We start from the raw sequence: 24,684 nt of genomic DNA, 5'->3' as shown, positions 1-24,684 counted from the left end.
AATCACTCTTTGCAGGGATGACTCCGGGGGGAACCTCCCATATGGGAGTGAGACTATGCTGACCTCTTCCGATGAAACCGATCTGTTACTCCCGTTGATCCGGGGGATCGTCGATAGCGCGCAGCTTACCGAGTTCCTCCAGCGCCTGCGCCGCCGTACGGAAGCGGAGCATGTAAGTATCGTGTTGAGGAAGGGCGAAGGTCAGCACGGGGGGATCAAAGACTTTCATGCCGGCCAGGATCTGAGGACAGATCTACGCGGGAGCGATCCTTTCGCCATGCACGCTCTGGAGCGCATCCATTACGACCGGTTGAGGCCGGGCCGGGTCTACAGCGTGGGCGAATTCGTGGACCACGACCCGGTCTTCCGGGCCGAACGCATGGCCAAGATGGCGCGCCTCGGCATTACCGACGAACGCGTGGTGCGCCTTCCGCCCATCGACGGCACCGACGCGTGGCTCATTCTTGCGCGGGCACGCCCCTGCGAGGCCGCCGACAGCGCCATGCTCTCGTCGCTTGCTCCCTACGTCGAGGCGACGCTGCGCAGCTATGTCCAGCTTGAAGATCACCGCGTGCGGGCCAGCGTCAGCACGCAGGGTCTGGCGCGGAGCGCGACCGCGTGGATCATCTTCGACGCGGAGGCCCGGCTTCTGGCCATGGACCCTCGGCTCGATGCCTGGATACGGACCAATATTGGGTACGCCCCGCGTGTTGGCGAGCGGCTTCGCGATCTTGGAATTCAGGCGGAGCGAGACTTGGCGGCGGCAGCGGCGCTCTTCACCTCCGCTGCGGCACCGGCACCGCGCGCGGTCCTCCTGCATGAGCATCCGCGTCTGGAGGCGTTGCTCACCGCCACCACGGACATGCCCGAACCCTCCATGCTTGCTTTGTGTCGCCTGCCCAACGCGCGCACCCCAGCCAGCGTCGAGCGTCTTTCCAAGGTGTTCGACCTTCCGCCCCGGGAAGCGGAACTCGCGATCGCCCTTAACGAGGGGTTTTCCATCGCCGAAGCGGCCGAACGCATGGGCTTAACCGTGGAGACCGCGCGAAACTATTCCAAGCGGCTCTACACCAAGCTGGGCGTCCGGGGGCTGCCCGAACTGGTCCGTCTTGTCTGCGACAGCGTGGCAGTGATGGCCTGATCAGCCCCACAGGGCGTCCGCGGCGGCCAGCCCCTGTTCGCCTCGGCCACCGAGTTCCGCCGTCAGGAGCTTTAGGCGATAGGTCCACAGGTGAAGCGGGTGCTCCAGAGTCATGCCCATGCCACCCAGAAACTGGTGGTAATCGTAACAGACGCGCCGTGCCGCCTCCTGCGCGTGCAGCAACGCTAGCGCTGCGTCGCCCTGCTGGGCCGTGCCGGCCGCCCGAAGAGCCAGCCAGTAGACGCTGTTCGTCAGCACCTGATCTTCTGCGAGACGGTGGCGCATGCCCTGGAAGGTCGCGAGCGGGCGGCCAAACTGCTTGCGCTCGGACACATAGGTCACTGTACTTGCGAGCGCCGCGCCGAGCAGGCCCGCAGCCTCCGCTGCCATGGCCACTCGCCACAGTCGCAGCACTTCCGCCGCGTCCACTGTATGTGTCGTGAGCGTTTGGGGTGTCGTTTGAAGGAATGCCACCGGGTAGGCGTAGAGCGTATCCTCCTGTGCGGCGGCGATATGCTCCTCCTCCGCCGTGAAGCTGCGCACGCCGGACGGGCCGATGACGATGACGGTTGCACCGGGCCGCAGGAACCGCAAGGGCGCGCCCATGCGATCTTCCTCGACAAGGCAGATCGGCCGGGGGAGATCGGGGTCGACAAGCGGCCGAACGAAGGCCGACGCCGCCGCTTCCACCGCGAAAGGCAGGCGCGCCAGCTTTTCCACGACGAGCGCGGCTGTGACCGGCCCCAGTTCCTCCACGGCCATCACGTCAAGGAAGCCGTTCTCGATCAGCGCGGCGTCAAGTTCGGCATTTTCCAGCGCCAGGGAGACGTCGTGCAGCGGAACCCCGGCGTATGGCCGGGCGAGACTGTCAATGAAGTCCAGAACCTGCTGCTGGTCTTCGTTGAGCGAAAGCTGCATCAGCGCGATTCCCGTGGCAATTCCAGCACATCGCTGGCAATGATGTTGAGCTGGATTTCGGCGGAACCGGCAGCGACGCCGGCTACGATGCCGCGCTGGTGGTGCATCTTGAGGTACGACGATGCCCCTGCGAGCGCTTCGGGCAGGAATTCGATCACGAACTCGCACACCGCTCTTTCGGCCATGACCGTCGCGTAGCGGGCGGAACTGGATTCCGCCCCGATCGCCAGCCCGTCGACACGCTTCTGCACGACGGCGTAGTTCGCCGTCCCCGCGGCCTCGCAAAGGGCAGCGCACCGGGCAGCCTCGATCCGCACGGCTTCGCGGCGGAAACGCTCCTGCCCCTTCAGCATCTGCACCGCCCTGTCGAGAGCGGCCCGGGCGAGGGTGAAGCGCGGGATGCCCAGACGCTCATTGCGGAGCGAATAGGCGACGATCTCCCACGCCTGCCCTTCCCGGCCGAAGCGCGCGGTTTCGGGCACAGTCACATCGTCGAAGAAGACCTCGTGAATGTCCCCCTCTCCGATAAGGGAAGGGATCTGGCGCACCGTGATGCCAGGCGTATCCATCGGGACCAGAATGATGGTGATCCCCTTCTTCCGGTCGTCGCTGGTGCGCGTCAGAAGGAAGCAGGTGTCGGCCAGCCCGGCGTAGCTGGTCCAGATCTTCTGCCCATTGATGACATAGTGTCCGTCCGTCAGCACGGCGCGCGTGCGTAGCGAGGCGAGGTCGGACCCTGCGTCCGGTTCGGAAAAACCCTGGCACCACAGCGATTCCCCGCGCGTGATCGGCTCAAGGTAGCGGGCCTTCTGTTCCGGCGTCCCGTATCTCTCCAGCGTGGGACCGATCCAGTTGACGTTCATATACTGACCGCCGCGCGGCTCGCCGGCGATCCACATCTCCTCGGCGAGGATCTGCTGCTCCCATGGGCCCAGCCCCTCGCCTCCCATCTCGACCGGCCAATGAGGGAAGAGAATGCCTGCCTCGGCCAGCTTCACGCAAAACTCACGGGCGAAAGCGGTCAGCGCGGGAGACGCCGGCCCGTGTTCGGAGAACGTCTCCCAGTCATCCGGCAAGTTGGAAGCAAGGAAATCCCGGATCTTGTGCCGGAAAGCCTCCTGCTCGACAGTCCATTCGAATTGCATCGGGGCGGCGCCCTCCTCTTCTCAGCGCTTGGTTAGGCGCAGGAGGGGTGGCGCCACAACAGGCACCGGGACGCAATCGCGGGTGCGATTGCCGCTGGCCCTACTGGCGCAAAGCGTTGAGGGCAGCGGGTGCCACGTAGCGCGTGGTGGAAATGCCGCCGTCCACTGCAATCGTCTGTCCGGTCACGAAACCCGCTTCCTCGGAGGCGAGGAATGCAACCATGTTGCCGATGTCGGCAGCGGTGCAATCCCGTTGCAGCGGCGTCAGCTCATGGTTGCCACGTCGAAAGACATCGAGTTCCCAGAACGCGTCGGTCATTTCCGTGCGCACGACTGTCGGCGCGATGTAATTCGACCGTATTCCTCTTGCCCCATATTCCGCAGCAATCGTCTGCATGAGGCCGATCTGACCCGCTTTCACCATGGAGTAGGCGCCGCCACCCGGTGTTCCATAGATGCCCCAAGTGGATCCGATAAAGAGGATCGAGCTCCCCCCCTCCATCTTCGGCAACGCGGCGCGGCACAGACGAAACGGCGCGCGCAGTGAGATGCCGAGAACCTCGTCGAGCATCCCATCCGTGGTCTGGTCTACGGGACCGAAGTTGAAGGATCCTGCGTTGTTGACGAGCACATCCAGCCGTCCGAACCGGTCTATAGCGGCTTCCACGATACGGTCCGGCGCTTCGTCCGCGATGGCATCCGCCGCGATGAAATCGAAGGCGGCCGTTCCATCCAGTGCCGCCTTGAGGGTGGCCAGCTTCGCGGCATTGCGCCCGGTGCCCATCACCTTCACGCCGCGTGCTCCGAGCGCGCGCACGATCGCTTCTCCGATGCCGCCGGCCGCGCCGGTGACGACCGCTACTTTACCCTTCATGTCTCGCCCCTCCCCGTCATCCCAGAACGGGATGGCGTCCCTTGTCCTGTCAGATCGCGGCTTCCGCGCACGCTGTGTGAGGCGCCGTCCGCTGATTGAATGCCCGTTCGGCGATAGCATTGGCGGCCACATAACCAAAGGTCATCGCCGGCCCGATCGTGGCGCCGGCGCCGGGATAGGTGTCGCCGAAAGGAGAGGCGGCATTGTTGCCCGCTGCATAGAGGCCGGGGATCGCATTGCCGGCTCCATCCAGCACCCGCGCCTGCGCATCGCAGCGAAGCCCCCCCTTGGTGCCGAGATCGCCGTTGTTGATGGGCACGGCGTAGAAGGGAGCTGTATCGATCGGTCCCAGGTTCGGGTTCGGCGTTGAGGCCGGATCGCCGAACATCCGGTCATAGGCGTTCATCCCCCGTCCGAATTCGGGGTCGACGCCGGACGCCGCGTAGGCGTTCATGTTGGCGACGGTCCGTGCCACGGCGCCGACCGGCAGGCTTATCTTTCGCGCAAGGTCCTCGATTGTGTCTGACTTGAAGATATAGTGATCCCACCAATCGGCCGGGACCTTCCTTTCAGGCGTATGCACGGTCGGCATCAGGCCGCCTGCGCTGAACTTGCGGCGGAACTTCGCATCGAAGATCAGCCAGCACGGCATGTTGGCGCCGGTTTCGAGATGATCGCGCACCATCGCCTGCCCGAACTGGTCGTAGCCGCAGGCCTCGTCCACGAACCGGACGCCCCGGCGGTTGACGACGACACTCCACGGTCTGCCGACGTCGAAAGCGGCCTGATGTATCTCATGGAAGTTCGAAGCACCCTTCATCGGGAGCGTCATGGTCGGGATCCACCAGCCCTGCTCCGTATGCTCGGTGCTCGCACCGAGCTTCTCGGCGGCGATCAGCGCCTCTCCGCGGTTTCCGTCTTCCGGGGTGGAGGAGTGCCGGGTCAGCCCGGGAACGGGATAGAAGCGATCACGCAGTTCCTGGTTCCACTCGAACCCGCCTGCGGCCAGCACTACCCCATGGCGCGCTTCGAGGCTGTACCTTCGGCCGAAATTGGAGACTTCCAGCCCGGTCACCTCTCCCTGGTCGTTCACCAGCAAGCGCTCAAGCTTCGTCTCCAACCGGAGTTCGACCCCGCGTGCGAAGACCTGTTCATACGTTGCACCCATCAGCGCCGCCCCTTGCGTGAAGCGGCGATCCCGGTGCGAAATCCTGCGGGTTTGCCGGTCCAGCCAGTACCGACCGATCATCCTGCCCGCCACCGTGCGCCAGCCCTTCGATTGCATCATCAGGGCGAATGTCTCCGTCAGGTCCATGGCGTACCGTCCGAAGAGCTTGAAGCGGTTGTACTGCTCGCGCATCAGGGCGTAGCGCCTGTCGCCCAGCCGCCGGCCGTCGAAGGTGGGGACGAGCACCGAACGATCGGCACGCGCACCGGGGCAATCTGGAAAGTAATCCGGCCATGCCGCCGACAGGAACGACACGCCGGTCGATCTCAGGTACGCCAGCATCCTGGGCGCTTCGTCCACGTAGGCTTCCAGGCGATGCCGGTTCACCGGAACGCCGATCGTCGCGTCCAGGTACTGCAGCGCGCTGTCCCGCGTGTCATCGCCATTGCCGTCGAGGCCATGATTGGGGATCCACATGACGCCGCCCGATGTGGCGGATGTGCCGCCAAACTTCTGCGCCTGTTCCACGATCAGCACCTTCAGCCCGTGATCGGCGCTTCGCAGCGCTGCCATGGCGCCAGCAGCCCCGGATCCCACCACCACGACGTCGAAGCTCTCGGCAATGGTCACGCGCTGTCTCTCCCCGACCGATGATGCAGATCTTTCGTCGGGTTATCGCGCTCGCGGCTTGCGCTGGAAATGACCGCCGGGGTACTGCGGGTTGCTTGGCCCTGCTCTGGCAGAGGCGACGCGCTTGCGCGGCTCCGGCCGGCGACGCAGGCATGAAAGAAATGGGAGGATGAACGCGGTACCATGACCGACAAAGCATTCGCCGCGGTGGCAAGGCTCGAAGAGGTTCCCCAGGGAACCAAGAAGGTGGTCGAAGTGAACGGGATCAGCGTGATCCTCGTCGGCGCGAAGGATCGCATCTTCGCGATACGCAACTTGTGCAGCCACGCGTACGAAACGCTTGAGTGCGGCCGTGTGCGGGCCGGCTGGATATCCTGCCCAGTCCACGGAGCCCGCTTTGACTTGGAGACGGGCAATCCCATCAATCCGCCCGCTACGATGCCTATCGACACTTATGAGGTTCGGGTGACGGACGACGTCATCGAGGTGGCGGTCTAAGCCGCGATATCGCCTGCGCGTACCGCGGGTTCTGGACGAGTGTTCGGTCGGCATGCTTGGAGGTGTGCATGACTGACAAGCCCGATCTCGACGCGCTGCGCAGTGAAGTGCGCGCCTTCCTCGCCGCCGAGGCACCTGCCGACTGGCGCGATACCAGCCGCACCCAGGAGGACTTTGTCCGTACCCAGCGGGATTGGTTCGGCAAGCTGGTAAAGGCCGGTTACGCAATACCGCATTGGCCGGCCGCATTTCCCGGGGGCGGCCGGAGCCTTGCCGAACAGAAGGTGATCTACGAGGAACTGGCGAAAGCGGATTGCCCGCGCCTGCTGCTGTCGTTCGTCTCCACCTATCACGCCTTCGCGACCCTTCACGAGTGCGCGAGTACTGAACAGCAGGAGCGCTATCTCCCGCGCATCCTTGAAGGTGAGACCTGGTGCCAGGGTTTCTCGGAGCCGGGGGCCGGCTCGGATCTTGCGGCGATAAAGACGCGCGCGGAACGCAAGGGGGACATCTACGTCGTCAATGGCCAGAAGGTCTGGTCCACCATGGCCCAATTCGCGGACAAGTGCCTGCTCCTGGTCCGGACCTCCTCCGACGGCCCCAAGCAGGCCGGCATCACGTACCTGCTCATGGACATGCAGGCGCCCGGCGTCACTGTCCGTCCGATCCACCAGATCCAGGGCGACGAGGAGTTTGCCGAAATCTTCCTCGATAATGTGGAGATACCGGTTTCCGAGCGCGTGGGCGAAGAAGGCAAAGGGTGGGCCGTTGCGCAGGCCACCCTCGCCTCGGAACGCGGGCTGACACTGATGGAGCTTTCCTATCGCATGCGGGGCGCCTTGAGCCGTGTGGCGGAGCTGATCCGCGACCATGAGCATGAGGAAGACCGAGGCGTACTTCGCGACTTCGGGCATCTCGTGACGCAGGTGGACGCCGTCTGCGCCATAGCCGACCAGTTTCTCGACAACCGTATCAACGGTATCGAGCGTGTCGGCGACGCCTCCATCGTCAAGAACAGCTACAGCCGTGCGCTGAGGGCCTATTCCAAGCTTGGCCTGCGCCTTGGCGGGGTCGACGAGCAGTACATCGCGCCGATCACCTTCGGTGACCTCAACACCGGCAACTGGATGGCGGATTTCATGAACTCCTATGCGTGGACGATCGCCGGCGGCAGCGAGGAAGTGCAGCGCAACATCATCGCCGAACGCATGCTCGACATGCCCCGGGAACCCAAAGCCTGGGTGGCATAAGGACGTACTCTGGCATGATCGAACTGAACGAACTCACCGACGCCGCCCAGAAGGCCTTCCCGGCTGAAGCGCTCTCCCCCGGACGCGACGACAGCTGGCGGCTCGTAACGGAAATGGGCTGGCTGATCGTGCGCCTGCCCGAGGACGCCGGCGGCCTCGGCCTCGGGCGAGAGGCTTCAACGGCGATCCACTTCGAGATGGGCCGCGTACTGGCCACCACCCCTCTGATCCCCGCGCAACTGGGCCTTCAGGCTGTGCTGGCGAGCAGCATGGCGGGTCGCTCCGAGTGGGTCGAGCGGCTGGCAGGGGGCGCTTACGCTCCCTTGCACCTCCTTCCCGCAGCTCTGGAAGCCGCTGGCGACGGTACGCTTTCGGGCACGATCGGCGGCGTCTTCGATGCCGACATGGCGGCTGCCGTGGTGGCGAAGCTGCCGGGCGGCTACGCACTGGTGCCTGTGAATGCGGCCGGCGTGACGGTGCATGAACGGCCGATCTGGGATGCCAGCCGGCGCCTTTTCGATGTTGTGCTTGACGGCTACGAAGCCGATCCTGCGCTGATGCTCACCGATGCGGCGGGCGCGTCGGCGCTCCACGACACCCTTGCCTGCGAAGCGCATCTCGGCTTGGCGGCGGACTGTTTGGGAGCGGCGAACGCGGCCCTTGATCTGACGGTCGAGTACATGAAGATGCGCCGACAGTTCGATCGGCCGATCGCCATGTTCCAGGCCTTGAAGCACCGCGCCGCTGACATGAAAACCCAAGTGGCCGTGGCTGAGGCCCTGCTGTGGAGCGGGGTACGCGACGCGCAAGCCCCCGTCACCGCGTCCGCCGCGGCGAAGACGCTCGCTGCAGAAGTCTTCGCGTTTGTCACAGAGGAGGCGATCCAGCTGCACGGCGGCATTGGGCTGACGGAGGAACATCCCATCCACCGCTTCATGAAACGCGCCATGCTCAATCTGCAACTCTGCGGATCGCCGGACCTCTGGAACGAGAGGGTCGGACGCGAGGCTCTGGCTTTGCGCTAAGCCACCAGACCTGAGCTGGCTGAGCGACGATGTTGGCCCGCAACACAAAAGCGGGTCGAAACGTTGTGGGCATCATGGCCAAGACTCTGGGACACATCCGTGAGAACATCGTCCTCTATGGCGCATTCGCGGCTAATTTAGGCATAGCGATCGCCAAGTTCGCGGCGGCGGGAATAAGCGGCTCGTCCGCAATGGCGACCGAGGGGGTTCACTCCCTTGTGGACAGTGGCAACCAGGTGCTTCTTCTGTACGGACAGAAGCGCGGCAAGCGTGCACCTGACGCTGCCCACCCTTTCGGCTATGGACGAGAGCTGTATTTCTGGGCCTTTGTCGTTGCGATCCTGATCTTTGCGGGCGGTGCGGGGATCTCCGTTTACGAAGGCATCGTCCACATCCAGGATCCTCATCCTATCGACGACCCGACGCTCAGCTACATCGTGTTGGGAGCGGCCTTCCTGATGGAAGGCGCTTCATGGGCCATCGCCGTCAAGGAGTTCAGCGGCCGACTCGACGGTCAGGGCTGGTGGCAGGCGATACATCGTTCCAAGGATCCTGCCGGCTTCATCGTCCTTTTCGAAGACAGCGCCGCATTGCTCGGCCTGGTGATTGCTGCCGCCGGCATCTGGGCCAGCGGGTACTTCGCGGACGCCCGTCTTGACGGGGCGGCCTCCGTCGTGATCGGTCTGATCCTGGCCGCAGTCGCGGTACTCCTTGCACGTGAATCGAAAGGCCTTCTGATCGGCGAGGCGGCTGACCCGGCGCTCATCGCCAGTCTGCGGGCCCTGATGGATGACACCGCCTGCATCACCGCCGTCAATCATGTCCGCACGGTTCATACCGCGCCGAATTCCGTCTTCGTCGCCATCAGCGCCGATTTCGTCGACGAGCTTTCGATGGGCGAGGCCGAAACCGTGATCGAGGATCTGGAGGCGCGCATGAAAGCGCTCTCACCCAAAATCTCATCGATCTACATTCGTCCCGAGAAGCGGGAGCAGGCTGTCGTCGGCTGACTCCGCTGGCGCGGCAGCACACAACAGCGACAATGCGGCACCCCAGACCGCGCCGGAATGCCGCATGTCATGAACAAGGCCCGCAGGAACTGTGGCCTTGGGCTTTTACCCGATGGCGAGCAGGCGCTTCACTTCTGCCACAATCTCGGGCGGCTGGACCAGATAGGCGTCTTCCAGCTTCTTCGCGAAAGGCACGGCGCAGTAAGGCGCGCCCAGGCGGCCGACGGGCGTCTTCAGCTTGCCAAAGAGCTCCTCCTGCACGGTGGCGGCAATTTCCGCACCGGGGCCGAAGTTGCGACCCGCTTCGTGGACCACCAGCAGGCGCCCGGTCTTCTCTGCCGAGGCCAGGACCGTCTGTTTGTCCCAGGGCGAGATGGTCCGCAGGTCGACCACTTCGACGGACACGCCGGCCGCAGTCAGTTCCTCTACCGCCTGCATGACGGTAAACATCATCTGACCATACGATACGATTGTCAGGTCCGTTCCCGGCACCACAACGTTTGCCTTGCCGAGCGGAATGGCACCCTGATCGACCGGCACGTCCATCGGCACGAACAGCGTCTTGCCGCTTTCGACGATGATGACCGGATCGGGATCCTGGATGGCCGAAAGGTAAAGCCCCTTCATGTCGGCCGGCGTCCATGGGATGACGACCTTGATACCGGCCGTATGGGCAAACCATGCCTCGTAGAAGTCCGCATGCTGCCCGGCAGTCTGGTTGCCCGCACCGGTGAGGGTACGGATGACCAGTGGCACCTGGCTCTGGCCACCGGACATGAAGCGAAGCTTCGCGGCATGGTTCACGATCATGTCCATGGCAACGGTCGTGAAGTTCATCAGCATGATTTCGGCTACAGGCTTGTAGCCGGCCATGGCGGCGCCGATCGCGGCGCCCATGATCGCCTGCTCGGAAATCGGTGTCGAGCGAACCCGCATGGTCCCAAACCTGGTTGAAAGCCCGCGAGTGACGCCCACCACGCCGCCGCCTTCGTTGTCGGCGATGTCTTCACCCAGCACCAGCACCTTGGGATCGGCCTCCATGGCCTCCATCAGCGCGGCGTTGATGGCCTGCAGGCCATTCATCTTCACCGTCTCGACGACGGGAGCTTCAAGCGTTTCAGTGCTCATGCCGGTATCTCCTCGGCGAAGACGTCCCGACGCAGTTCGTCGTCGGACGGGTATTCACAGGCCATGGCGAACTCGATGGCGTCAGTGACCTCGGCTTCGATCCTGGTGGTCAGTTCATCAAGCTGCTCGGCGGTGGCGATGCCATCGTCGATAAGCTTCTGGCGAAAACGCGGGAGGGGGTCCGCGTCCATCGCCGCAGCCTTCTCCTCCTTCGACATGTAAGCGTCGTTGTCGCCAAAGACGTGACCCATGAAGCGGAAGGTCTTGCACTCCAGTAGGGTAGGCCCCTCACCCGCACGTGCGCGTTCGATGGCTGCGTGAGCATGAGCGTAGACGTCGAGCGGGTCGTTGCCGTCGACCGTGTAGCCCGGCATTCCGTACCCGATCGCCCGCTTCGAGATCAGATCGACGGCCGTACCGTTTTCGTAGCGCGTGTGTTCCGCGAAGCCGTTGTTCTGGCAGACGAAGATCACCGGCAGCTTCCACACGGAGGCGAGGTTCAGCGCTTCGTGGAACGCGCCGATGTTGCTGGCGCCATCGCCGAAGTAGGCGACCGTGACTTGCTTGGTACCGTCCAGAAGCGAAGCCCAGCCGAAACCATTCGCGATCGGCATCGATGAGCCGACGATGCCTGTGGTGACCATCACGCCCGTTTCCGGATGAGTGAGGTGCATGGGGCCGCCCTTGCCCTTGCACGTGCCGTCTACGCGGCCGCAAATCTCCGCCCAGAGAGGACGCAGCGGCATGTCTTTGGCGACCATGTCATGGATGCCGCGGTAGATCGTGCAGATCTTGTCGTCGTCGTTCAGAAGCACGGAAATGGCGGAAGGAATGCACTCCTGCCCGCGTGCGGAGTAGTACGGCGCCGTAATACGGCCGCGGCGGATCTGCTGCCGGGTGAAGTCATCGTTGCGTTCGATGCGGATCATCCGCCGGTAGATGTCGAGCTGGGTGGCGGCGTCGGGCTTGGCCCTGTTTTCTAAGGTCTGGCTCATGGTTCCTCTCCGAGCGACTGTCGGTGCTGGGCTGGCGAAACATTGGTTCAAGCGAAGGGCCGCTGGCAAGGACAAGTCGGACCGCCCCTGCGGTATCGCCCGTCCGGTTGCTTCCGCCCGATCACTGCGGCGGCTTGACTTCATCTCTTCACGTCACGCCGCGTCCCGAAACGCTTCAGGCACTCACACCGGCCCGCCTTATGCACCGGCACACGGCAGTCTCCGCGATTTACGGCATCTGGTTTCCCAGACCTGCGGCATGCTTCGCGGCGATCCAGCCGAAGGTCATGGATGGCCCGACGCTCGCCCCCGCACCCGGATACACGCGGCCCATCGGGGAAGCGGTCGTGACGCCGCAGGCGTATAGCCCCTCGATCACGGAGCCGTCTTCGCGCAGCACACGCGAGTCGCAGTCGCAGACCACGCCGCCGTATGTGCCGACGTCCCCTGGGTAGACCGGAAACGCGTAGAACGGACCCTTCTCGATCGTGCCCATCGACTTGTTTGGCCCGTCAGTGAAAAACGGATCTCCCAGGAAGTTGTCATAAGCACGCTCTCCGCGCTGGAAATCCTCATCCCTGCCGCCCCGGACGAAGCCATTCCAACGGGAGACTGTTCCCTCGAGCGCATCCGCCGGCACGCCGATCTGTTCCGCGAGCGCCCGGACATCGTCGGCCCGGCGCATCCATCCTGACGCCAACCATTTGTCCATGTTCTTCTTCGCCATGCCTTTTCCAGCAACGGCGTACTTGTCCATGTACTGCTGGTCGAGGATCGCCCAACTCGGGATCGCCGGCACCGTGTGGTTGCGCACGAGCATGGTCTCGCAGAACTCTTCGTAAGATCCGCCCTCGTTCATGTACCGCACGCCCGACTGGTCGACCTGGATGGCGTGAGGCTTGGCGGTCGTGCTCTGCGTGCCCGGCTTCACGTAGTCGGTGTCCCAGCCCGGAGCCTCGGTCATCTGGAAACCGACCATCTGGTCCATCTGGGCAAGCCTGGCGCCCTGGCGTTCAAGCTCCCGGTGCATGTCGCCGGTGTCGGTTTCAATCCCGTTTGACCACTTCGACTGCGTGCCCGGCATGTACCTGTCGCGCATTGCCTGATTCATGGAAAAGCCGCCCGCGTTCATCAGTATGCCCAGCCGGGCACCGACGCGCCAGGGCCGCCCGTCTCTTACTGTAACCACCCCCGCAGCACGGCCATCATCCATGATGACTTCGCTGACAGGTGAATTCACGCGGATGTCGGCGGCTTCCTTCTGCAGCACGGCCTGGAGCATCCGCCCCTGGAGCGCCGCGCCAGCCGTGACCCAGTGTTTCCCCGTCAGCTTGCCGGCCACGAGCTTGAGCGCGATCTTGACGAAAGTCTTCTTGATCTCCCAGGAATGCTTCATGAATGGCAGCTTCATGCCGTCATCGAGACGCGCCGGCACCTCGAGGAAACCCTTGCGCAGCTTTGCCGCCCACTCCTTGCCCAGTTCGTTCTTGTCGAACGGCACTGCGGTGACGGTGCGGCTGGTCTTCACCCCACCGGGAAGCTCATCATAGTAGTCAGGCCAGAAACGTGAGCCACGCTCCATCCGAACGCCCTGGGCGATGATGAAGTCCAGCATCCTGGGAGCCTCCACCGCATAGGCGCGGCGCCGCTGCGGACTGGTGCCAGGCGAATCCGGACCATCCGGCACGACGGCATCCAGATAGCGGCAAGCCTGCTCCAGGCTATCTTCGCCGGCATCCATGAACCGGTTGCCCGGTATCCACATTACACCGCCGGACTTGCAGGTCGTGCCACCGACCCATTCCGCCTTTTCCAGAATGACGACCGACTTGCCGGCCTGCTTCATGAGCAGGGCGGACGCCATCGAGCCGGCTCCGCTGCCCACGACTACCCAGTCGAATGTCTCGTCGAACAGCTGTGTCATCGGCCTTCCCTCTCCCACCAGCCGCGCTGTCGCGCGTGCGCCGGGCAAGGTAGATCGGACTTCCTCCCATTTGGCAACGCGCGCCGCGCAGGTTTCGCCGGAGCGAAGGGTTGTGCCCTGACGAAGGTTTCAAGTGCCCGAGCGCGCCGCACCTCCTAAGACACATGCAAGAGGAGAGACACGATGACTGACGCCGCGCCTGCCCTGCTCGATCTGCAGACTATCGGCATGGAACGTGAAGGGCGGCTGCTGCGCATCACACTGAACCGGGCCGAAGCGCTGAACGCGGTCAATCTCCAGCTTCACGACGATCTTGCCGAAGCCATGTGGTTCGCCCAGGTCGACACCGGATCAGATGTCATCGTGCTTACCGGCGCGGGCCGCGCCTTCTCTGCCGGTGGGGACCTCGAGCATATCGAGCACAACGCCAGGAACCCGCACCTGTTCGATCACGAGACGCGGGTGGCGAAGCGGATCGTGACCACTTTGCTTGACATCGACAAGCCGGTCGTCTGCCGCATGAACGGCCATGCCGTCGGCCTCGGGGCCACCCTGGCGCTGCTGTGCGATGTGATCTTCGCGGCGGAAGGGGCAAAGATCGGGGATCCGCACGTCGGCCTTGGGCTGGTGGCGGGAGACGGCGGCGCTGTGATCTGGGCGCAGCGCATCGGCCTCACCCGGGCCAAGCAATACCTGCTGACGGGCGAACTGCTTACCGCGGCAAAGGCGGCGGAGATCGGCCTGATCAACGAGTGCGTGCCCGCGGCTGAACTGGATGCGAGGGTCGATGCTTTCTGCAGCAGGCTTCTGGAGGGAGCGATGGTGGCGATCCGGGCCACCAAGATCCTGACCAATCTGGAACTGAAGCGTCTGGCGACAGCGGTGATGGACGCAGGAATTGCTTATGAAAGCGTGTCCGTCCGTACGGCCGACCACCGGGAAGGCATCCAGGCGCTGAAGGAAAAGCGCAAGCCCAGGTTCATTGGTCGATGAGGAGCAGCCTGCCAGCAACTTAATCCGTGCCCACGGGTTTGAGGCGAGTACACCCCACTCCCGGAGACCCGTTCATGCCGCTCAAGGCGCTCCCGCTTAACTGCACCCTCAAGGCGGATACCGCCGAAGTATCCTCGACGGACGCAATGATCGAGGTGCTGCGTGACGCGTTCGTGAAACGCGGCGTGGAGGTCAGCGACACCGTCAGAGTGGCCTCTCTGGACATCAAGCCCGGCGTGTCATCCGACGAAGGCGCCGGCGACGCCTGGCCGGACCTTCGGCGCGAAATCCTTGAACATGACATTCTGATCTTTGGCGGACCAATCTGGATGGGCCAGATCGGCAGCATAGCCAAGCGCGTGCTGGAGCGGATGGACGCATTCCTGTCGGAGACGGACGACGAAGGCCACATGCCCAGCTTTGGCAAAGTCGCCGTCGCCGCCATCGTGGGGAACGAGGACGGAGCGCACTTCTCCTCCGCCCAATTATTCCAGGCTCTCAATGACGTCGGCTGGACGATACCGGCCGTCGCCGCGTGCTACTGGGTCGGGGAGGCGATGGGATCCACCGACTTCAAGGATCTCGACACGACACCCGAGAAGGTCGCCGATACGGCCAGGAAGGTGGCGGCGAATGCGGCGCACCTTGCCAGTCTGTTGGCAGGCGCACCTTATCCGCCGCAGGCGTGATCCTCAGGCAGGAACCACGCGTTCGCCGTGCTCGGTGAACAGTGCCGTGTAGCACGTGCCGAAATCCTGCGCGTCGCTCTGCGTGAGTTCCCCCGCCTGCGAGGCCGCACCGATCGCCCCAAGCAGTGCCATCGGATCGTCGGCCTCGATGTCATAGATGGCGAGGTACTCGTTGGTGTCGTTGCCCATGAGGCGCGCGGCTAGCTTGTAACGCTGAGCGCCTGCCATCCCGAACTTGTTCACCAGTTCCGGAAGGTGCTTCGTATCGTACCATTCGTGATATTCCGCCTCGCGGCCGGGATTGGGGCGTGTCAGCGCCACGAGTTTCATCTTCATGCATCTCTCCGTCATTTGCCGGGCGAAAGGATTGGCCGTCATTCTGGCCGATGCAAGTGAGCACTATCTCTGGGCGCCAAAGCATCGCCCGGCCGTCCTCATTGCAGGAGGCTGCTGCTCCCCACGTAATCGAGGTAAGGTTCGGGCGCGGTCAGGTGCATCTGCTCCTCGGCTCCTGCGTCGCCCCGATACTCTCGGGGGTTGGCACCGAAAACCCGCTTGAACATACGACTGAAATGCGCTGGGCTCTTGAAGCCGACACCATACGCGATCTCGCTGATGGAAATATCGCGGGGATCGGAACTGGAAAGCCATGCCTTCGCCTTCGCCAAGCGCTGCTCCCAGACGAGTTCGGAAAAGGACGTTTCCCGCAGCCGCAGAAGAAACGAGAGGTAGCGTGGGCTGATACCGCAACCTTTCGCCACCATCGCGGTCGAGAGTTGGGGCTCGGAGAGGTGAATCTCGATGAAGCGAAGCACCTCCTCCAGTCGTCGATCAGCGATCGACCGCCGGACAGGCTGCATCTCCTCTGTTTCGCGGATCGCGTTGCCGATCAGGCCGAACGCTGTTTCGACCAGAAGGCGCGAGGACGTGTCCCCGATGCTGCCATTGTCGGAGAACACTTCCGTCAACAGGTTCTCGGCAAGCGCCAGTTCGGCACGTTCCATCGCCATGAACAGGCCGGTGCTGAAGTCCTGGCACACGAAGCCGCGCAGAATGTGAGTAGGTACTGTCACATGCAGCACTTCATGCGTGCCGTCCGCGCCTGGCCGGCACTCCATGAAGAACGGGGACATGGAGCGGGTGATGATGAAGTCACCCGGCCCGGCCACCTTGTTGCCGCACTGGTTGGAGAAGGCGAGTTCGCCACGCTTCACGAACCAGAGGACAGAAAGGTCCGTCGCGTCTTCGCGGATGTGCTGGCGCGTACGGCGGAAGAACAGCTTCGCTGCGGACCGCTGCCGTATGATGGAGATCGCCCCAACGCCTTTGCGCTCGGAGCGGACGTCAATGGACGATCCATCTTCGATCCAGAAGTCACCGAGGTAATACTCCTGATCCCGCTTGCCCCGGAACACCGCCTGGCAATCGCGATAGTTGCGCTTGTCTAGAGCGAACAGAGTCTCTGCCATGGTTCTCTCCCATTTGCGGAAATCAAGACGCTTTCCTTAACGGCGTGATCCCCGAACCTGACTTGGCCGACTCTTGTCGGTCCTATCGGACTACTTCGTAGCAACCGTTCACGAAGCTACCCTACATTGCGCGCAAATCGATCCGCATTGCGCGCGTTGTAGATGCCATCGCCCGGGCGTTATCCTTCCCGGCCCTTTTTCGACAGGCGCCACTCGGGAGGATAGTTCAGGTCGTGGTTCTTGACGACCTTGCCGATTCCCTGCCGGAAGGTTCCCTCCTTGCCGAGATTGACGTCGTCGGCGCCATCGTCCTTCATCAACGGCAGCATGCCCTCCAGCCATCCCGTGAGAAGGCTGCCCATGTATTCGCCACGGTACTGCTTATACGCCTCGATGAAGGTTTTCTGAGCGACCACAACATCGGTCGGCCGGGTGATCGAGCACGCGTGCGCGTACTTGGCTGTCTCGGCCTCAAGCTTGTCCCGCGGCACCACCGAGTTCACGAAGTTGCAGTTCAGCATCTCGTCAGCCGTAAAGGGGCGCCCGGTAAACAGCATCTCCGAGAAGCGGCGCAACCCCACCATCTCGAGCCACTGCCACATCCGTGGGCCCCAGCCGGCGTAGCGGAACGAGGGATGCCCGAACAGCGCGTCGTCTGACGAGACGATCAGGTCCGCATCGGCGCACTGGTAGAAATGCCAGCCGTAGCAATAGCCCTTCGCTTCCACGATCGAGATCTTCTTGAATTCCTGAAGCGGCCGGTTGCCTGATCGAGCCTTCGCGTAGAAATCCGTGAGGCCGTGAAGATAGCGAAAGGAACCCGGCGGCGGATACTTCACGGCCGCATCTTCGATTTCCATGTCCACGAGGAAACCGTCACCGGGCTTCGGATTGAGGTAAAGATCGCCGTGCTCGTCCAGGTCTCCACCGCTGCCCAGATTGTCGCCTTCGCCGCGAATGACCAGCACTTTGACGTCGTCGTCGATGTTGGCGCCGAACACCAGCTCTCCGAAGCGCGCCCGCATGCCGATGGTCGCGGTGTTGTGTTTGTCCAGACGGCTGAAGGTGATCGTGGCGATCTTTGTTTTCGGGTCCTTTTCGTAGCGGATGTGGTCTTCCGCCGCCTTCTTGTGATCGCCGATTGTCGTCATGAATAATCCTCCCCCGCTCATGGTCTGCGCCGTCGCGATTGGCAGCGCTGTGCTTTGTCTCCTGCTGCCACAGGCAAGCCGGGGGGTATTGGCATTACGCGCGACGCCCTCGATATTGAATGCGCGCGGTGCTGCCGTGCAGGCGCGACCGAGCGCGAGGCGGACAGCGCGCCGGCAGATTCGTCCGAATGATCAAGGGGAGGACCATGGATCAGGACAGCTTCTTCAGCCTGGATGGACCACTCGACGTAGCGCCCGCGGGTGGGCAGGTGCGGGCTGCAAACTTCTCGGGACTTGCAGGCTTTGTCCGCAGCCGGGGTCGGGACGCGCGTGGGATCGTCGAACGCCATGGGATGGAGGCGCGGGTACTCACCGATCCCGAAAGCCTCATCGCCCCACAGCAACTGGCCGACACGCTCGAGTACTGCAGCGTCCTGTTCGACGATCCGCTGTTCGGCCTCCACATCGCCGCCACACAGGATCCTGAAGTCTTCGGCTGCGTCACCGCCCTATGCCGCTCGGCCCCGACGGTGCGTGCCGGCATTCGGTGCCTGATCGACTTCCTTCCCGTCGTCCACGCACCGGACTGCGAGGTGGTCCTCATAGAAGGGCGCGAGACGGCTGAACTGACGTGGCTCGTAAACACCGATATCGGGGTCAACGAGCAGGCCAACTATCAAGCCGCCCTGCTCAACGCCAAGTTGCTGCAGTCGATGGGAGGTCCGGCGTTCAAGCCGAGCTGGGTGAGCCTGTCAGCCGATCCGCGCGCCACCGATCTTCCCGAGATCGAGAAGACACTTGGCTGCCGCATTCACAGACGCGCCAACCGCAACGCGATAGCCTTTCCGGTTCAGGCGCTCGAACAGCCGGTGCCAAGCGCCAACCGCCTGCTGTACCGCCTGCTGGGCTCCTATCTGCAACGGGTCAAATCCGCGCACAGCCCTTCGATCATCGAGAGGGTATGCAGCTACATTCGCGGGGCGCTTGCTACCGGATCCTGTTCGATCGAGCGCTGTGCCGAGAAAACCGGAATGTCGGTACGCACCCTCCAGTCGCGGCTTGCCGCCGAAGGGGCGAAGTTCTCCGAACTGGTCGAGAGCCAGCGGGAAAGTCTGGCGAAAAGCCACCTTGCCGAAAAGCGCCTGTCGCTCGATGAAATCGCCGACCGGCTGGGCTACGGGGAGCAGACCAGCTTCGGACGGGCGTTCAAGCGGTGGACCGGCCTCACCCCGCAGCAGTTCCGCGCCAGTGCCTGAACGCTCAGCACAGCGTTAGAACGGCGCGGTGTGACGCCGGGCTACCACCCTTGTCACTTCGGCAAGGCCGCTTGCTCATCCAGCATGGCTTTGGCCACGCGCAGGAATGCCAGGGTGTCAGCCTGTGCCGAGGGGATCACCTTGCGGAAGCTGGCGAAGCCGTGAATCAGCCCGTGCCCCTCATAATACGCGGTGGACACGCCGGCGTCGACGAGCTTGGCCGCGTAGGCCCTGCCCTGGTCGCGTAGCGGATCGAGCCCGGCCGTTACCAGCACGGTCGGGGGCAGGCCGGCAAGGTTTCCGCGAAGGGGAGACGCGCGCAAGCTTTCGGGATCCGCGGCGTAGTGCTTCCGGAAGTTTGTCATGCTGGCGTCATCCAGCAGGTAGCCCGATGCAAAGGTCGTCGCGGAAGGGTACGTCTTGGCGAAATCCGTTGCCGGATAGATGGGTATCTGCATGACCACCGGAAGAGCGGCGGGCTTGTCCCGCAGCGCGGCGGCCGTGACGAGCGTCAAATTCCCGCCCGCGCTGTCGCCGCTGAGGATCAGGCCGTTGAACTGCCTTCCGAATGCCGCGCCGTTGGCCGCGATCCACCGGGCAGCGGCCTCACCATCGTCCGGTGCTGCAGGCCAAGGGTTTTCGGGCGCGAGACGATATTCCACCGAAACGACCGGCAGGTCGAGCTGGCGCGCGATTTCGGCCGCAAGTCCCGCGTGGGTATCGATGCTGCCCAGCACATAGCCGCCGCCGTGATAGAATACGACCACAGGCCCCGGTTCGCGCTCCCCGCGGGGATCGAACATGCGCAGCGCCATCGGCCCCGCTGGCCCCGGCATGGTCACGTCCTTCGTGGTGATGTCCCCGACAGGGAGATCCTGCTGTGTCATTCCGGCAATCGCGGAGGGCGGCATCTTGTGTATCTGCATCAGCATTTCACGCGTCAGGGCTGGCTGGGGCTTTGCGTTGTAAGCCTTCAGGAATGCCTTCACGTCAGGCCGGACATAGGGTTCTGCCTGTGTGGCCCTGGCGGTCGCCGAGGCGGGTTCGGGAGCCGGTGCCTCCGCCCTCCCGACTGCGGCTGTCAACGCGAGCGTTGCCGCTCCCATTGCGAACAGCGACCGTGCAAGAGCTGTACTTGCGATCTGTCTCATGGACATCCTCCCCTTACTTTCCCAACTTGTGCAGCCAACCGCCCCGTTTGGCAATCACATGACAGCGACAGCGTTTCCGTAGAGCTTGCGTAGTTCGTGTTTCGCGAGCTTCCCCGAGGGTAACCGTGGCAATTCGCTGACGAACTCGTAGTCACGCGGAGCGGTCACCGGCGAAATGCGCTCGCGGCACCATGTGCGCAGGGACGCTTCGACATCCAGTCCCGGCCGAACATCCGGCTTGAGCTGGATAACGGCCTTCACTTTCTCGCCGAACTCGGGATCGGCCACGCCTATGACGGCGACGTCGAGGACGTGCGGATGCACGATCAGGCAGTCCTCGACCGCCTGCGGATAGATGTTCACCCCGCCGGAGATGATCATGAAGTCCTTGCGGTCGGTGAGGTAAAGATAGCCGTCTGCGTCAACTCGCCCGATATCCCCCACAGCGAACCATGCCTGATGCTGCGGATGAGCGGCTCGCCTCGTCTTGTCGCGATCGTTCAGATAGGTGACTCCGCGCCCCGGTGGCGCTTCGAAGTAGATAATGCCCTCCTGACCTGTCGGAAGTTCGCGGCCTTCCTCGTCGCAGATGTGGATCGGACCGAGCGAGGACCTGCCGACCGAGCCAGGCCGCTCGAGCCACTCGCGCGATGTGATGGCCGTGGCTCCCACGCCTTCGGTGCTGCCATAGTACTCGAACAGGATCGGCCCCCACCACTCGATCATCCGGCGCTTGATCTCCACGGGGCAAGGCGCTGCAGCATGAATGGCCATGCGCAGGGTGGAGATCGCGTACCGACTGCGTATGTCATCGGGAAGAGCCAGGAGGCGAACAAACATGGTGGGCACGAACTGCGCGACGGTCACCTTGTGTCGTTCGATCGCCGCAAGCACGCCTTCCGCATCGAACTTGCGCTGCGTCACAAACAAGCCCCCCAGCCGCTGAGCGGTCACCATACCGGACAGAGGCGCTCCATGGTACAAGGGCCCTGCATTGAGCGAGACCAGAGGCCTCAGTTCACGGTAGATCGGCAAGGCGCCTTCAAGGGCGTTGAACTCGTCGATCGGACCCGGCGTGAAAGGCAGCACGATGCCTTTCGGACGGCCGGTGGTGCCGCTTGAGTAGATCATGTGGAAGCCGGATATCTCGCCCTCCACAGGGCGAGCAGGCATCGCCTGCAGCGCCGAGCCCAGTGATGCAGCGCCTTCGAGGTTCTCGCCGTCCTCATCGCCCGCAGCAAAGACATGGTCGACTTCGGGGACGAGTGTGCGCCGATCAGCCGCCAGGATGCGCGGAGTGTCCCCGATCGAACCGGACAGGAACAACGCCCTCACCTGCGCGTCCCGCACGATGTAGGCAGCCTCCAGGGGCTTGAGATGATTGGACAGCAGGGTGACGAAGCAGCCGCACCGCGTTGCACCCCAGTAGATGCACGAGAAATCCGGCGAGTTGCGAAGCATCACGCCTATCCTGTCGCCCGGCCTCAGGCCAAGGGAGCGCAGGAGCTGCGCCACCCTGTTGGATCCTTCATCCAACTCGCGGTATGTCAGCGCCTCTCCCGTGTCGGCAACGATCAGAGCAAGCGCCTCGGGAGTGGCGCGCGCATGATGGGACGGGTGGTGGCCGGGCATCGTCCTGTCTCCCTCAAGGGGCGCGGCGTTATCGCCGTCGCCCGTCAAGAGATCAGTATACGCCGCCTTGCTGTTCAGCAAAGTTCCCGATGTCACCCGCAGTGCTGGCGCTGGCCGCCGCGCGAGCCTCCCGCGCATTGCGGATGGACGCCACCAGAGCATCGCGACGGCGGGTAAACTCGTCCTCCGCCGTGTACTGCCTTGGTTCCGTGTCCGGCTTGAAAGCCTCCCAGATCACCGCCGCCTTGGGCTCATCGGAAGGCTCGACGCCCATGACCCGTTTGCCGGATGCGCGGTCGATCCGGACCATACGTATGCCCTGCGGCGCAACGAAAGGCCTGCCGCTCCAGCGTTCGCGCGTGGCGAGGACGACATCCTTGAATATCGGTGCGGCGATGCGCCCACCCTGCGCGTAACCGCCAAGCGAGCGAGGTGAATCGTATCCCAAGTACACGCCGCCGACGTAGTCCTGATTGCCGCCCATGAACCAGACGTCGGTCGGGCCATTCGTCGTGCCCGTCTTGCCGAACAGCGGTATCTTGAGATCACGAAGGCGTTCGGCCGTACCCCGTGTCACCACGCCTTCGAGCATGTGGACCGTCTGGTAGGCTGTCGGCGCATCCATGACCTGCTTTCCGACGCGCTGGATGCGCGGCATCGGCTTGCCGTTCCAGTTCGGCATGTTGCAGCCGTTGCAGGTGCTCTTGTCCGCCCGCCAGATGACCTTGCCGTTCCGGTCCTGCACGTAGTCGATCACGGAACCGGAGAACTGCACACCGTTGTTTGCGAGAGCCGCGTAGGCGTTGATCATGCGTGCGACGGTCGTCTCCCCGGCGCCAAGGGCGAACGAGAGGTACTTCTGGTAATCCCCGATGCCCATGTTTCGGAAGGTGCGCGTCACCTTCCCCATGCCGACGTCGTTGGCGATGCGTACCGTCATGAGGTTGCGCGACTGCTCAAGGCCCCACCGCATGGTATGGGAGCCGGAACCACCCGCGCCGCCGAAATTGCGGAAGCACTTGTTGCCGAGGCCGGCGCCCTGGAACACGCAGAACGTCCCGTCGAGCACCTGGGTGGCAGGGGTCATGCCGTTCTGCAGCGCCGTCGCATAGACGAAGGGCTTGATCGTCGAGCCCGGCTGGCGCTCGGCCTGCACGGCGCGGTTGAACGAGTCGAGCCCGGCATCGAAGCCGCCCTGCATCGCCACGATGCGGCCCGACACCGGTTGCTCGATGATCATGCCTCCTGAGACTTCGGGAATGCCGCGCAAGGCCCAGGTCGTGCTGCCGACCGGCTGCGCTGCTACCAGATCGCCCACCTTGGCGCGCTCCGAAACTGCGCTAAGCGTTCCTTCCGTGCCGTCGGAGAAGCCGATGCGGCCCGTGCTGCCCGAAGCCTCAAGGATGACGCCGACACGCCAGTTCCTGTAGTCGATCGTCTTGTTCGCGACGACGAGCTGGCTCTGCCAGTTCTCGAGATCTTTAAGGTGCGCGATCGGTCGCACGAAACCCCGATTGCCATGGTAAAGCAGCAGCCCCTTGCGCAGGGCGTCTCGAACCGCGACCTGCATCTCGGGGTCCAGCGACGTGCGCACCCAGAGACCGCCGGCGTAGACGCTGTTGGGCCCATCTTCGGCCTTTTCGCCATACTGCCCGATCAGGCGGCGACGCACCTCTTCGAGGAAGTACCCGTTGGACGGATCGTACTTACTGGCGCGCTGAGTGACGAGACCAAGAGGCTCGGCCTTGGCAGCCGCCGCCTCTTGCGCGCTTGCCCAGCCATTACGAACCATCTGGTCCAGAACCCAGTTCCGGCGTTCGAGCGCACGCTCCTCGTGCTTCTTGCGGCCGTAAACTTCGGGGGCCCGGGGAAGGATTGCCAGGAAAGCGCTCTGGCTCAGCGTCAGGTTCTCGACGTCGCGGTCGAAATAGGCGCGAGCCGCAGCCTGAACCCCGAACGAGCGGCGCCCGAGCGGGATCTCGTTAAGATAAAGCTCAAGGATCTGCTGCTTCGAAAGAACACCTTCGATGCGGTGTGCGACGATCATTTCCTTGAGCTTGCGCGTCACGGAGTATTCGTCACCGATCAGGATGTTCTTTGCCACCTGCTGCGTGATCGTGGAGCCGCCCTTCGCGCGCTCTCCGCTTCCGTATTTGGAGGCATAATCTACCACGGCCCCGGCAAGACCACCGATGTCAACGCCACCGTGCGTCCAGAAGGTGCGATCCTCGGCGGAGAGGAATGCGTTCACGAGCGGCCGGGGAAAATCGACGTATCGCAACTGCACGCGCCGCTCACGAGCGTACGAATAGACGATCTCGCCGTCCATCGCGCGCACCATCGTCGGCAGCGGCGGTTGATACTCCAGCAGCCTGTTCGCATCGGGCAGGTCATGGGACAGGTACACGACAAACCCGGCAGCCCCAACCAGCCCGGCTGCGCCGACATAGCCGAAGCGGCGGAGCCACTTACGCTCGCGCCACGCCTTGCGGAGCGCGACAAAGCGTCCCGACCTTTCGCGGCGAATGCGGTAAGTCGCGTCTTCGGGCGGCTGTTCGCCGGGATCAATCGCGTCGTTCATTGCGGGCGCCCTCTAGCACGTCGTTTCCGCCCAAGGAAACCACCCTCGTCGCACGT

The 24,684-nt window shown here is 63.6% G+C and carries 21 protein-coding genes; 8 read left to right on the top strand and 13 right to left on the bottom strand.

The window, feature by feature from the left end:
- Positions 1–55 precede the first annotated feature (55 nt).
- The gene (locus QOL62_RS03560) at positions 56–1,141 is read left to right on the top strand and encodes a helix-turn-helix transcriptional regulator (RefSeq protein WP_283405203.1); all 1,086 of its coding nucleotides are present in this window, start codon (positions 56–58) and stop codon (positions 1,139–1,141) included.
- Here QOL62_RS03560 and QOL62_RS03555 read toward each other — a convergent pair whose 3' ends face one another.
- The 4 genes from QOL62_RS03555 to QOL62_RS03540 form a co-directional block, all read right to left on the bottom strand.
- Positions 1,142–2,059: an acyl-CoA dehydrogenase family protein gene (locus tag QOL62_RS03555; RefSeq protein WP_283405202.1), complete on the bottom strand. Its 918-nt coding sequence runs from the start codon at positions 2,057–2,059 to the stop codon at positions 1,142–1,144. It abuts the gene before it with no gap.
- A complete protein-coding gene (locus QOL62_RS03550; protein ID WP_283405201.1) occupies positions 2,059–3,204 on the bottom strand; it encodes an acyl-CoA dehydrogenase family protein in 1,146 nt (381 codons plus the stop codon). The genes QOL62_RS03555 and QOL62_RS03550 overlap by 1 nt, the downstream gene beginning before the upstream one ends.
- A 100-nt stretch (positions 3,205–3,304) precedes the next feature.
- Positions 3,305–4,078: an SDR family NAD(P)-dependent oxidoreductase gene (locus tag QOL62_RS03545; protein WP_283405200.1), complete on the bottom strand. Its 774-nt coding sequence runs from the start codon at positions 4,076–4,078 to the stop codon at positions 3,305–3,307.
- 49 nt (positions 4,079–4,127) lie between these two features.
- Positions 4,128–5,876 carry an FAD-dependent oxidoreductase gene (locus QOL62_RS03540; RefSeq protein WP_283405199.1) on the bottom strand — a complete coding sequence of 583 codons (1,749 nt, stop codon included), beginning with the start codon at positions 5,874–5,876 and terminating at the stop codon, positions 4,128–4,130.
- Between the two features lie 183 nt (positions 5,877–6,059).
- Between QOL62_RS03540 and QOL62_RS03535 the strand changes: the two genes are divergently transcribed.
- The 4 genes from QOL62_RS03535 to QOL62_RS03520 all read left to right on the top strand — a co-directional run bounded on the left by QOL62_RS03535 (position 6,060) and on the right by QOL62_RS03520 (position 9,659).
- Positions 6,060–6,374: a Rieske (2Fe-2S) protein gene (locus tag QOL62_RS03535; RefSeq protein WP_103730483.1), complete on the top strand. Its 315-nt coding sequence runs from the start codon at positions 6,060–6,062 to the stop codon at positions 6,372–6,374.
- A 68-nt stretch (positions 6,375–6,442) separates the two neighbouring features.
- Positions 6,443–7,624: an acyl-CoA dehydrogenase family protein gene (locus QOL62_RS03530; RefSeq protein ID WP_283405198.1), complete on the top strand. Its 1,182-nt coding sequence runs from the start codon at positions 6,443–6,445 to the stop codon at positions 7,622–7,624.
- A 14-nt stretch (positions 7,625–7,638) separates the two neighbouring features.
- Positions 7,639–8,649 carry an acyl-CoA dehydrogenase family protein gene (locus tag QOL62_RS03525; protein WP_283405197.1) on the top strand — a complete coding sequence of 337 codons (1,011 nt, stop codon included), beginning with the start codon at positions 7,639–7,641 and terminating at the stop codon, positions 8,647–8,649.
- A 74-nt stretch (positions 8,650–8,723) separates the two neighbouring features.
- Positions 8,724–9,659, top strand: a complete 936-nt coding sequence (locus tag QOL62_RS03520; RefSeq protein ID WP_103730506.1) for a cation diffusion facilitator family transporter — start codon at positions 8,724–8,726, stop codon at positions 9,657–9,659.
- A gap of 105 nt (positions 9,660–9,764) precedes the next feature.
- Here the strand turns inward: QOL62_RS03520 and QOL62_RS03515 are convergent, their stop codons facing one another.
- From QOL62_RS03515 to QOL62_RS03505, 3 genes are all read right to left on the bottom strand, one after another.
- Positions 9,765–10,787, bottom strand: coding sequence for an alpha-ketoacid dehydrogenase subunit beta (locus QOL62_RS03515; RefSeq protein WP_283405196.1), 1,023 nt, complete (start codon positions 10,785–10,787; stop codon positions 9,765–9,767).
- Positions 10,784–11,782, bottom strand: a complete 999-nt coding sequence (locus QOL62_RS03510; RefSeq protein WP_103730479.1) for a thiamine pyrophosphate-dependent dehydrogenase E1 component subunit alpha — start codon at positions 11,780–11,782, stop codon at positions 10,784–10,786. The genes QOL62_RS03515 and QOL62_RS03510 overlap by 4 nt, the downstream gene beginning before the upstream one ends.
- Positions 11,783–12,011: 229 nt before the next feature.
- Positions 12,012–13,706, bottom strand: coding sequence for an FAD-binding protein (locus QOL62_RS03505; RefSeq protein ID WP_283405195.1), 1,695 nt, complete (start codon positions 13,704–13,706; stop codon positions 12,012–12,014).
- Positions 13,707–13,889: 183 nt separating this feature from the next.
- Here QOL62_RS03505 and QOL62_RS03500 point away from each other — a divergent pair, with 183 nt between their 5' ends.
- Positions 13,890–14,699, top strand: coding sequence for an enoyl-CoA hydratase/isomerase family protein (locus QOL62_RS03500; protein WP_283405194.1), 810 nt, complete (start codon positions 13,890–13,892; stop codon positions 14,697–14,699).
- A gap of 74 nt (positions 14,700–14,773) precedes the next feature.
- Positions 14,774–15,388 (top strand): flavodoxin family protein, encoded by a 615-nt coding sequence (locus QOL62_RS03495; RefSeq protein WP_283405193.1) that lies wholly within the window; start codon positions 14,774–14,776, stop codon positions 15,386–15,388.
- Positions 15,389–15,391: 3 nt separating this feature from the next.
- On the opposite strand, the gene QOL62_RS03490 is transcribed toward QOL62_RS03495, so the two are convergent.
- From QOL62_RS03490 to QOL62_RS03480, 3 genes are all read right to left on the bottom strand, one after another.
- On the bottom strand, positions 15,392–15,724 hold the full coding sequence (locus tag QOL62_RS03490) for a DUF4286 family protein (RefSeq protein WP_283405192.1): 333 nt from the start codon (positions 15,722–15,724) through the stop codon (positions 15,392–15,394).
- A gap of 98 nt (positions 15,725–15,822) precedes the next feature.
- Entirely contained in the window at positions 15,823–16,857 is a 1,035-nt protein-coding gene (locus QOL62_RS03485; RefSeq protein WP_283405191.1) for an AraC family transcriptional regulator, read from the bottom strand.
- A gap of 179 nt (positions 16,858–17,036) precedes the next feature.
- A complete protein-coding gene (locus tag QOL62_RS03480) occupies positions 17,037–18,008 on the bottom strand; it encodes an enoyl-CoA hydratase/isomerase family protein (protein WP_103730473.1) in 972 nt (323 codons plus the stop codon).
- A gap of 206 nt (positions 18,009–18,214) precedes the next feature.
- Between QOL62_RS03480 and QOL62_RS03475 the strand changes: the two genes are divergently transcribed.
- Positions 18,215–19,264 (top strand): AraC family transcriptional regulator, encoded by a 1,050-nt coding sequence (locus QOL62_RS03475; protein WP_283405190.1) that lies wholly within the window; start codon positions 18,215–18,217, stop codon positions 19,262–19,264.
- A 53-nt stretch (positions 19,265–19,317) separates the two neighbouring features.
- Here the strand turns inward: QOL62_RS03475 and QOL62_RS03470 are convergent, their stop codons facing one another.
- Genes QOL62_RS03470 through QOL62_RS03460 form a run of 3 tightly spaced genes read right to left on the bottom strand, consistent with a single transcriptional unit; the run spans position 19,318 to position 24,628 of the window.
- Positions 19,318–20,415: an alpha/beta hydrolase gene (locus tag QOL62_RS03470; protein WP_283405189.1), complete on the bottom strand. Its 1,098-nt coding sequence runs from the start codon at positions 20,413–20,415 to the stop codon at positions 19,318–19,320.
- A 54-nt stretch (positions 20,416–20,469) separates the two neighbouring features.
- Positions 20,470–22,047 carry an AMP-binding protein gene (locus tag QOL62_RS03465; RefSeq protein WP_283405188.1) on the bottom strand — a complete coding sequence of 526 codons (1,578 nt, stop codon included), beginning with the start codon at positions 22,045–22,047 and terminating at the stop codon, positions 20,470–20,472.
- 52 nt (positions 22,048–22,099) lie between these two features.
- Positions 22,100–24,628 carry a penicillin-binding protein 1A gene (locus QOL62_RS03460; RefSeq protein ID WP_283405187.1) on the bottom strand — a complete coding sequence of 843 codons (2,529 nt, stop codon included), beginning with the start codon at positions 24,626–24,628 and terminating at the stop codon, positions 22,100–22,102.
- Positions 24,629–24,684 lie beyond the last annotated feature (56 nt).

The organism is Novosphingobium panipatense (assembly GCF_900182875.1).
Lineage (GTDB): Bacteria > Pseudomonadota > Alphaproteobacteria > Sphingomonadales > Sphingomonadaceae > Novosphingobium > Novosphingobium panipatense.
This window is presented reverse-complemented; position numbering and strand designations above follow the sequence as displayed.

Bases quoted from the DNA above. Each gene is read 5' to 3' on its own strand.
- QOL62_RS03560 (WP_283405203.1), top strand. From the start codon at position 56: ATGCTGACCTCTTCCGATGAAACCGATCTGTTACTCCCGTTGATCCGG.
- QOL62_RS03555 (WP_283405202.1), bottom strand. From the start codon at position 2,059: ATGCAGCTTTCGCTCAACGAAGACCAGCAGCAGGTTCTGGACTTCATT.
- QOL62_RS03550 (WP_283405201.1), bottom strand. From the start codon at position 3,204: ATGCAATTCGAATGGACTGTCGAGCAGGAGGCTTTCCGGCACAAGATC.
- QOL62_RS03545 (WP_283405200.1), bottom strand. From the start codon at position 4,078: ATGAAGGGTAAAGTAGCGGTCGTCACCGGCGCGGCCGGCGGCATCGGA.
- QOL62_RS03535 (WP_103730483.1), top strand. From the start codon at position 6,060: ATGACCGACAAAGCATTCGCCGCGGTGGCAAGGCTCGAAGAGGTTCCC.
- QOL62_RS03530 (WP_283405198.1), top strand. From the start codon at position 6,443: ATGACTGACAAGCCCGATCTCGACGCGCTGCGCAGTGAAGTGCGCGCC.
- QOL62_RS03525 (WP_283405197.1), top strand. From the start codon at position 7,639: ATGATCGAACTGAACGAACTCACCGACGCCGCCCAGAAGGCCTTCCCG.
- QOL62_RS03520 (WP_103730506.1), top strand. From the start codon at position 8,724: ATGGCCAAGACTCTGGGACACATCCGTGAGAACATCGTCCTCTATGGC.
- QOL62_RS03515 (WP_283405196.1), bottom strand. From the start codon at position 10,787: ATGAGCACTGAAACGCTTGAAGCTCCCGTCGTCGAGACGGTGAAGATG.
- QOL62_RS03510 (WP_103730479.1), bottom strand. From the start codon at position 11,782: ATGAGCCAGACCTTAGAAAACAGGGCCAAGCCCGACGCCGCCACCCAG.
- QOL62_RS03505 (WP_283405195.1), bottom strand. From the start codon at position 13,706: ATGACACAGCTGTTCGACGAGACATTCGACTGGGTAGTCGTGGGCAGC.
- QOL62_RS03500 (WP_283405194.1), top strand. From the start codon at position 13,890: ATGACTGACGCCGCGCCTGCCCTGCTCGATCTGCAGACTATCGGCATG.
- QOL62_RS03495 (WP_283405193.1), top strand. From the start codon at position 14,774: ATGCCGCTCAAGGCGCTCCCGCTTAACTGCACCCTCAAGGCGGATACC.
- QOL62_RS03490 (WP_283405192.1), bottom strand. From the start codon at position 15,724: ATGAAGATGAAACTCGTGGCGCTGACACGCCCCAATCCCGGCCGCGAG.
- QOL62_RS03485 (WP_283405191.1), bottom strand. From the start codon at position 16,857: ATGGCAGAGACTCTGTTCGCTCTAGACAAGCGCAACTATCGCGATTGC.
- QOL62_RS03480 (WP_103730473.1), bottom strand. From the start codon at position 18,008: ATGACGACAATCGGCGATCACAAGAAGGCGGCGGAAGACCACATCCGC.
- QOL62_RS03475 (WP_283405190.1), top strand. From the start codon at position 18,215: ATGGATCAGGACAGCTTCTTCAGCCTGGATGGACCACTCGACGTAGCG.
- QOL62_RS03470 (WP_283405189.1), bottom strand. From the start codon at position 20,415: ATGAGACAGATCGCAAGTACAGCTCTTGCACGGTCGCTGTTCGCAATG.
- QOL62_RS03465 (WP_283405188.1), bottom strand. From the start codon at position 22,047: ATGCCCGGCCACCACCCGTCCCATCATGCGCGCGCCACTCCCGAGGCG.
- QOL62_RS03460 (WP_283405187.1), bottom strand. From the start codon at position 24,628: ATGAACGACGCGATTGATCCCGGCGAACAGCCGCCCGAAGACGCGACT.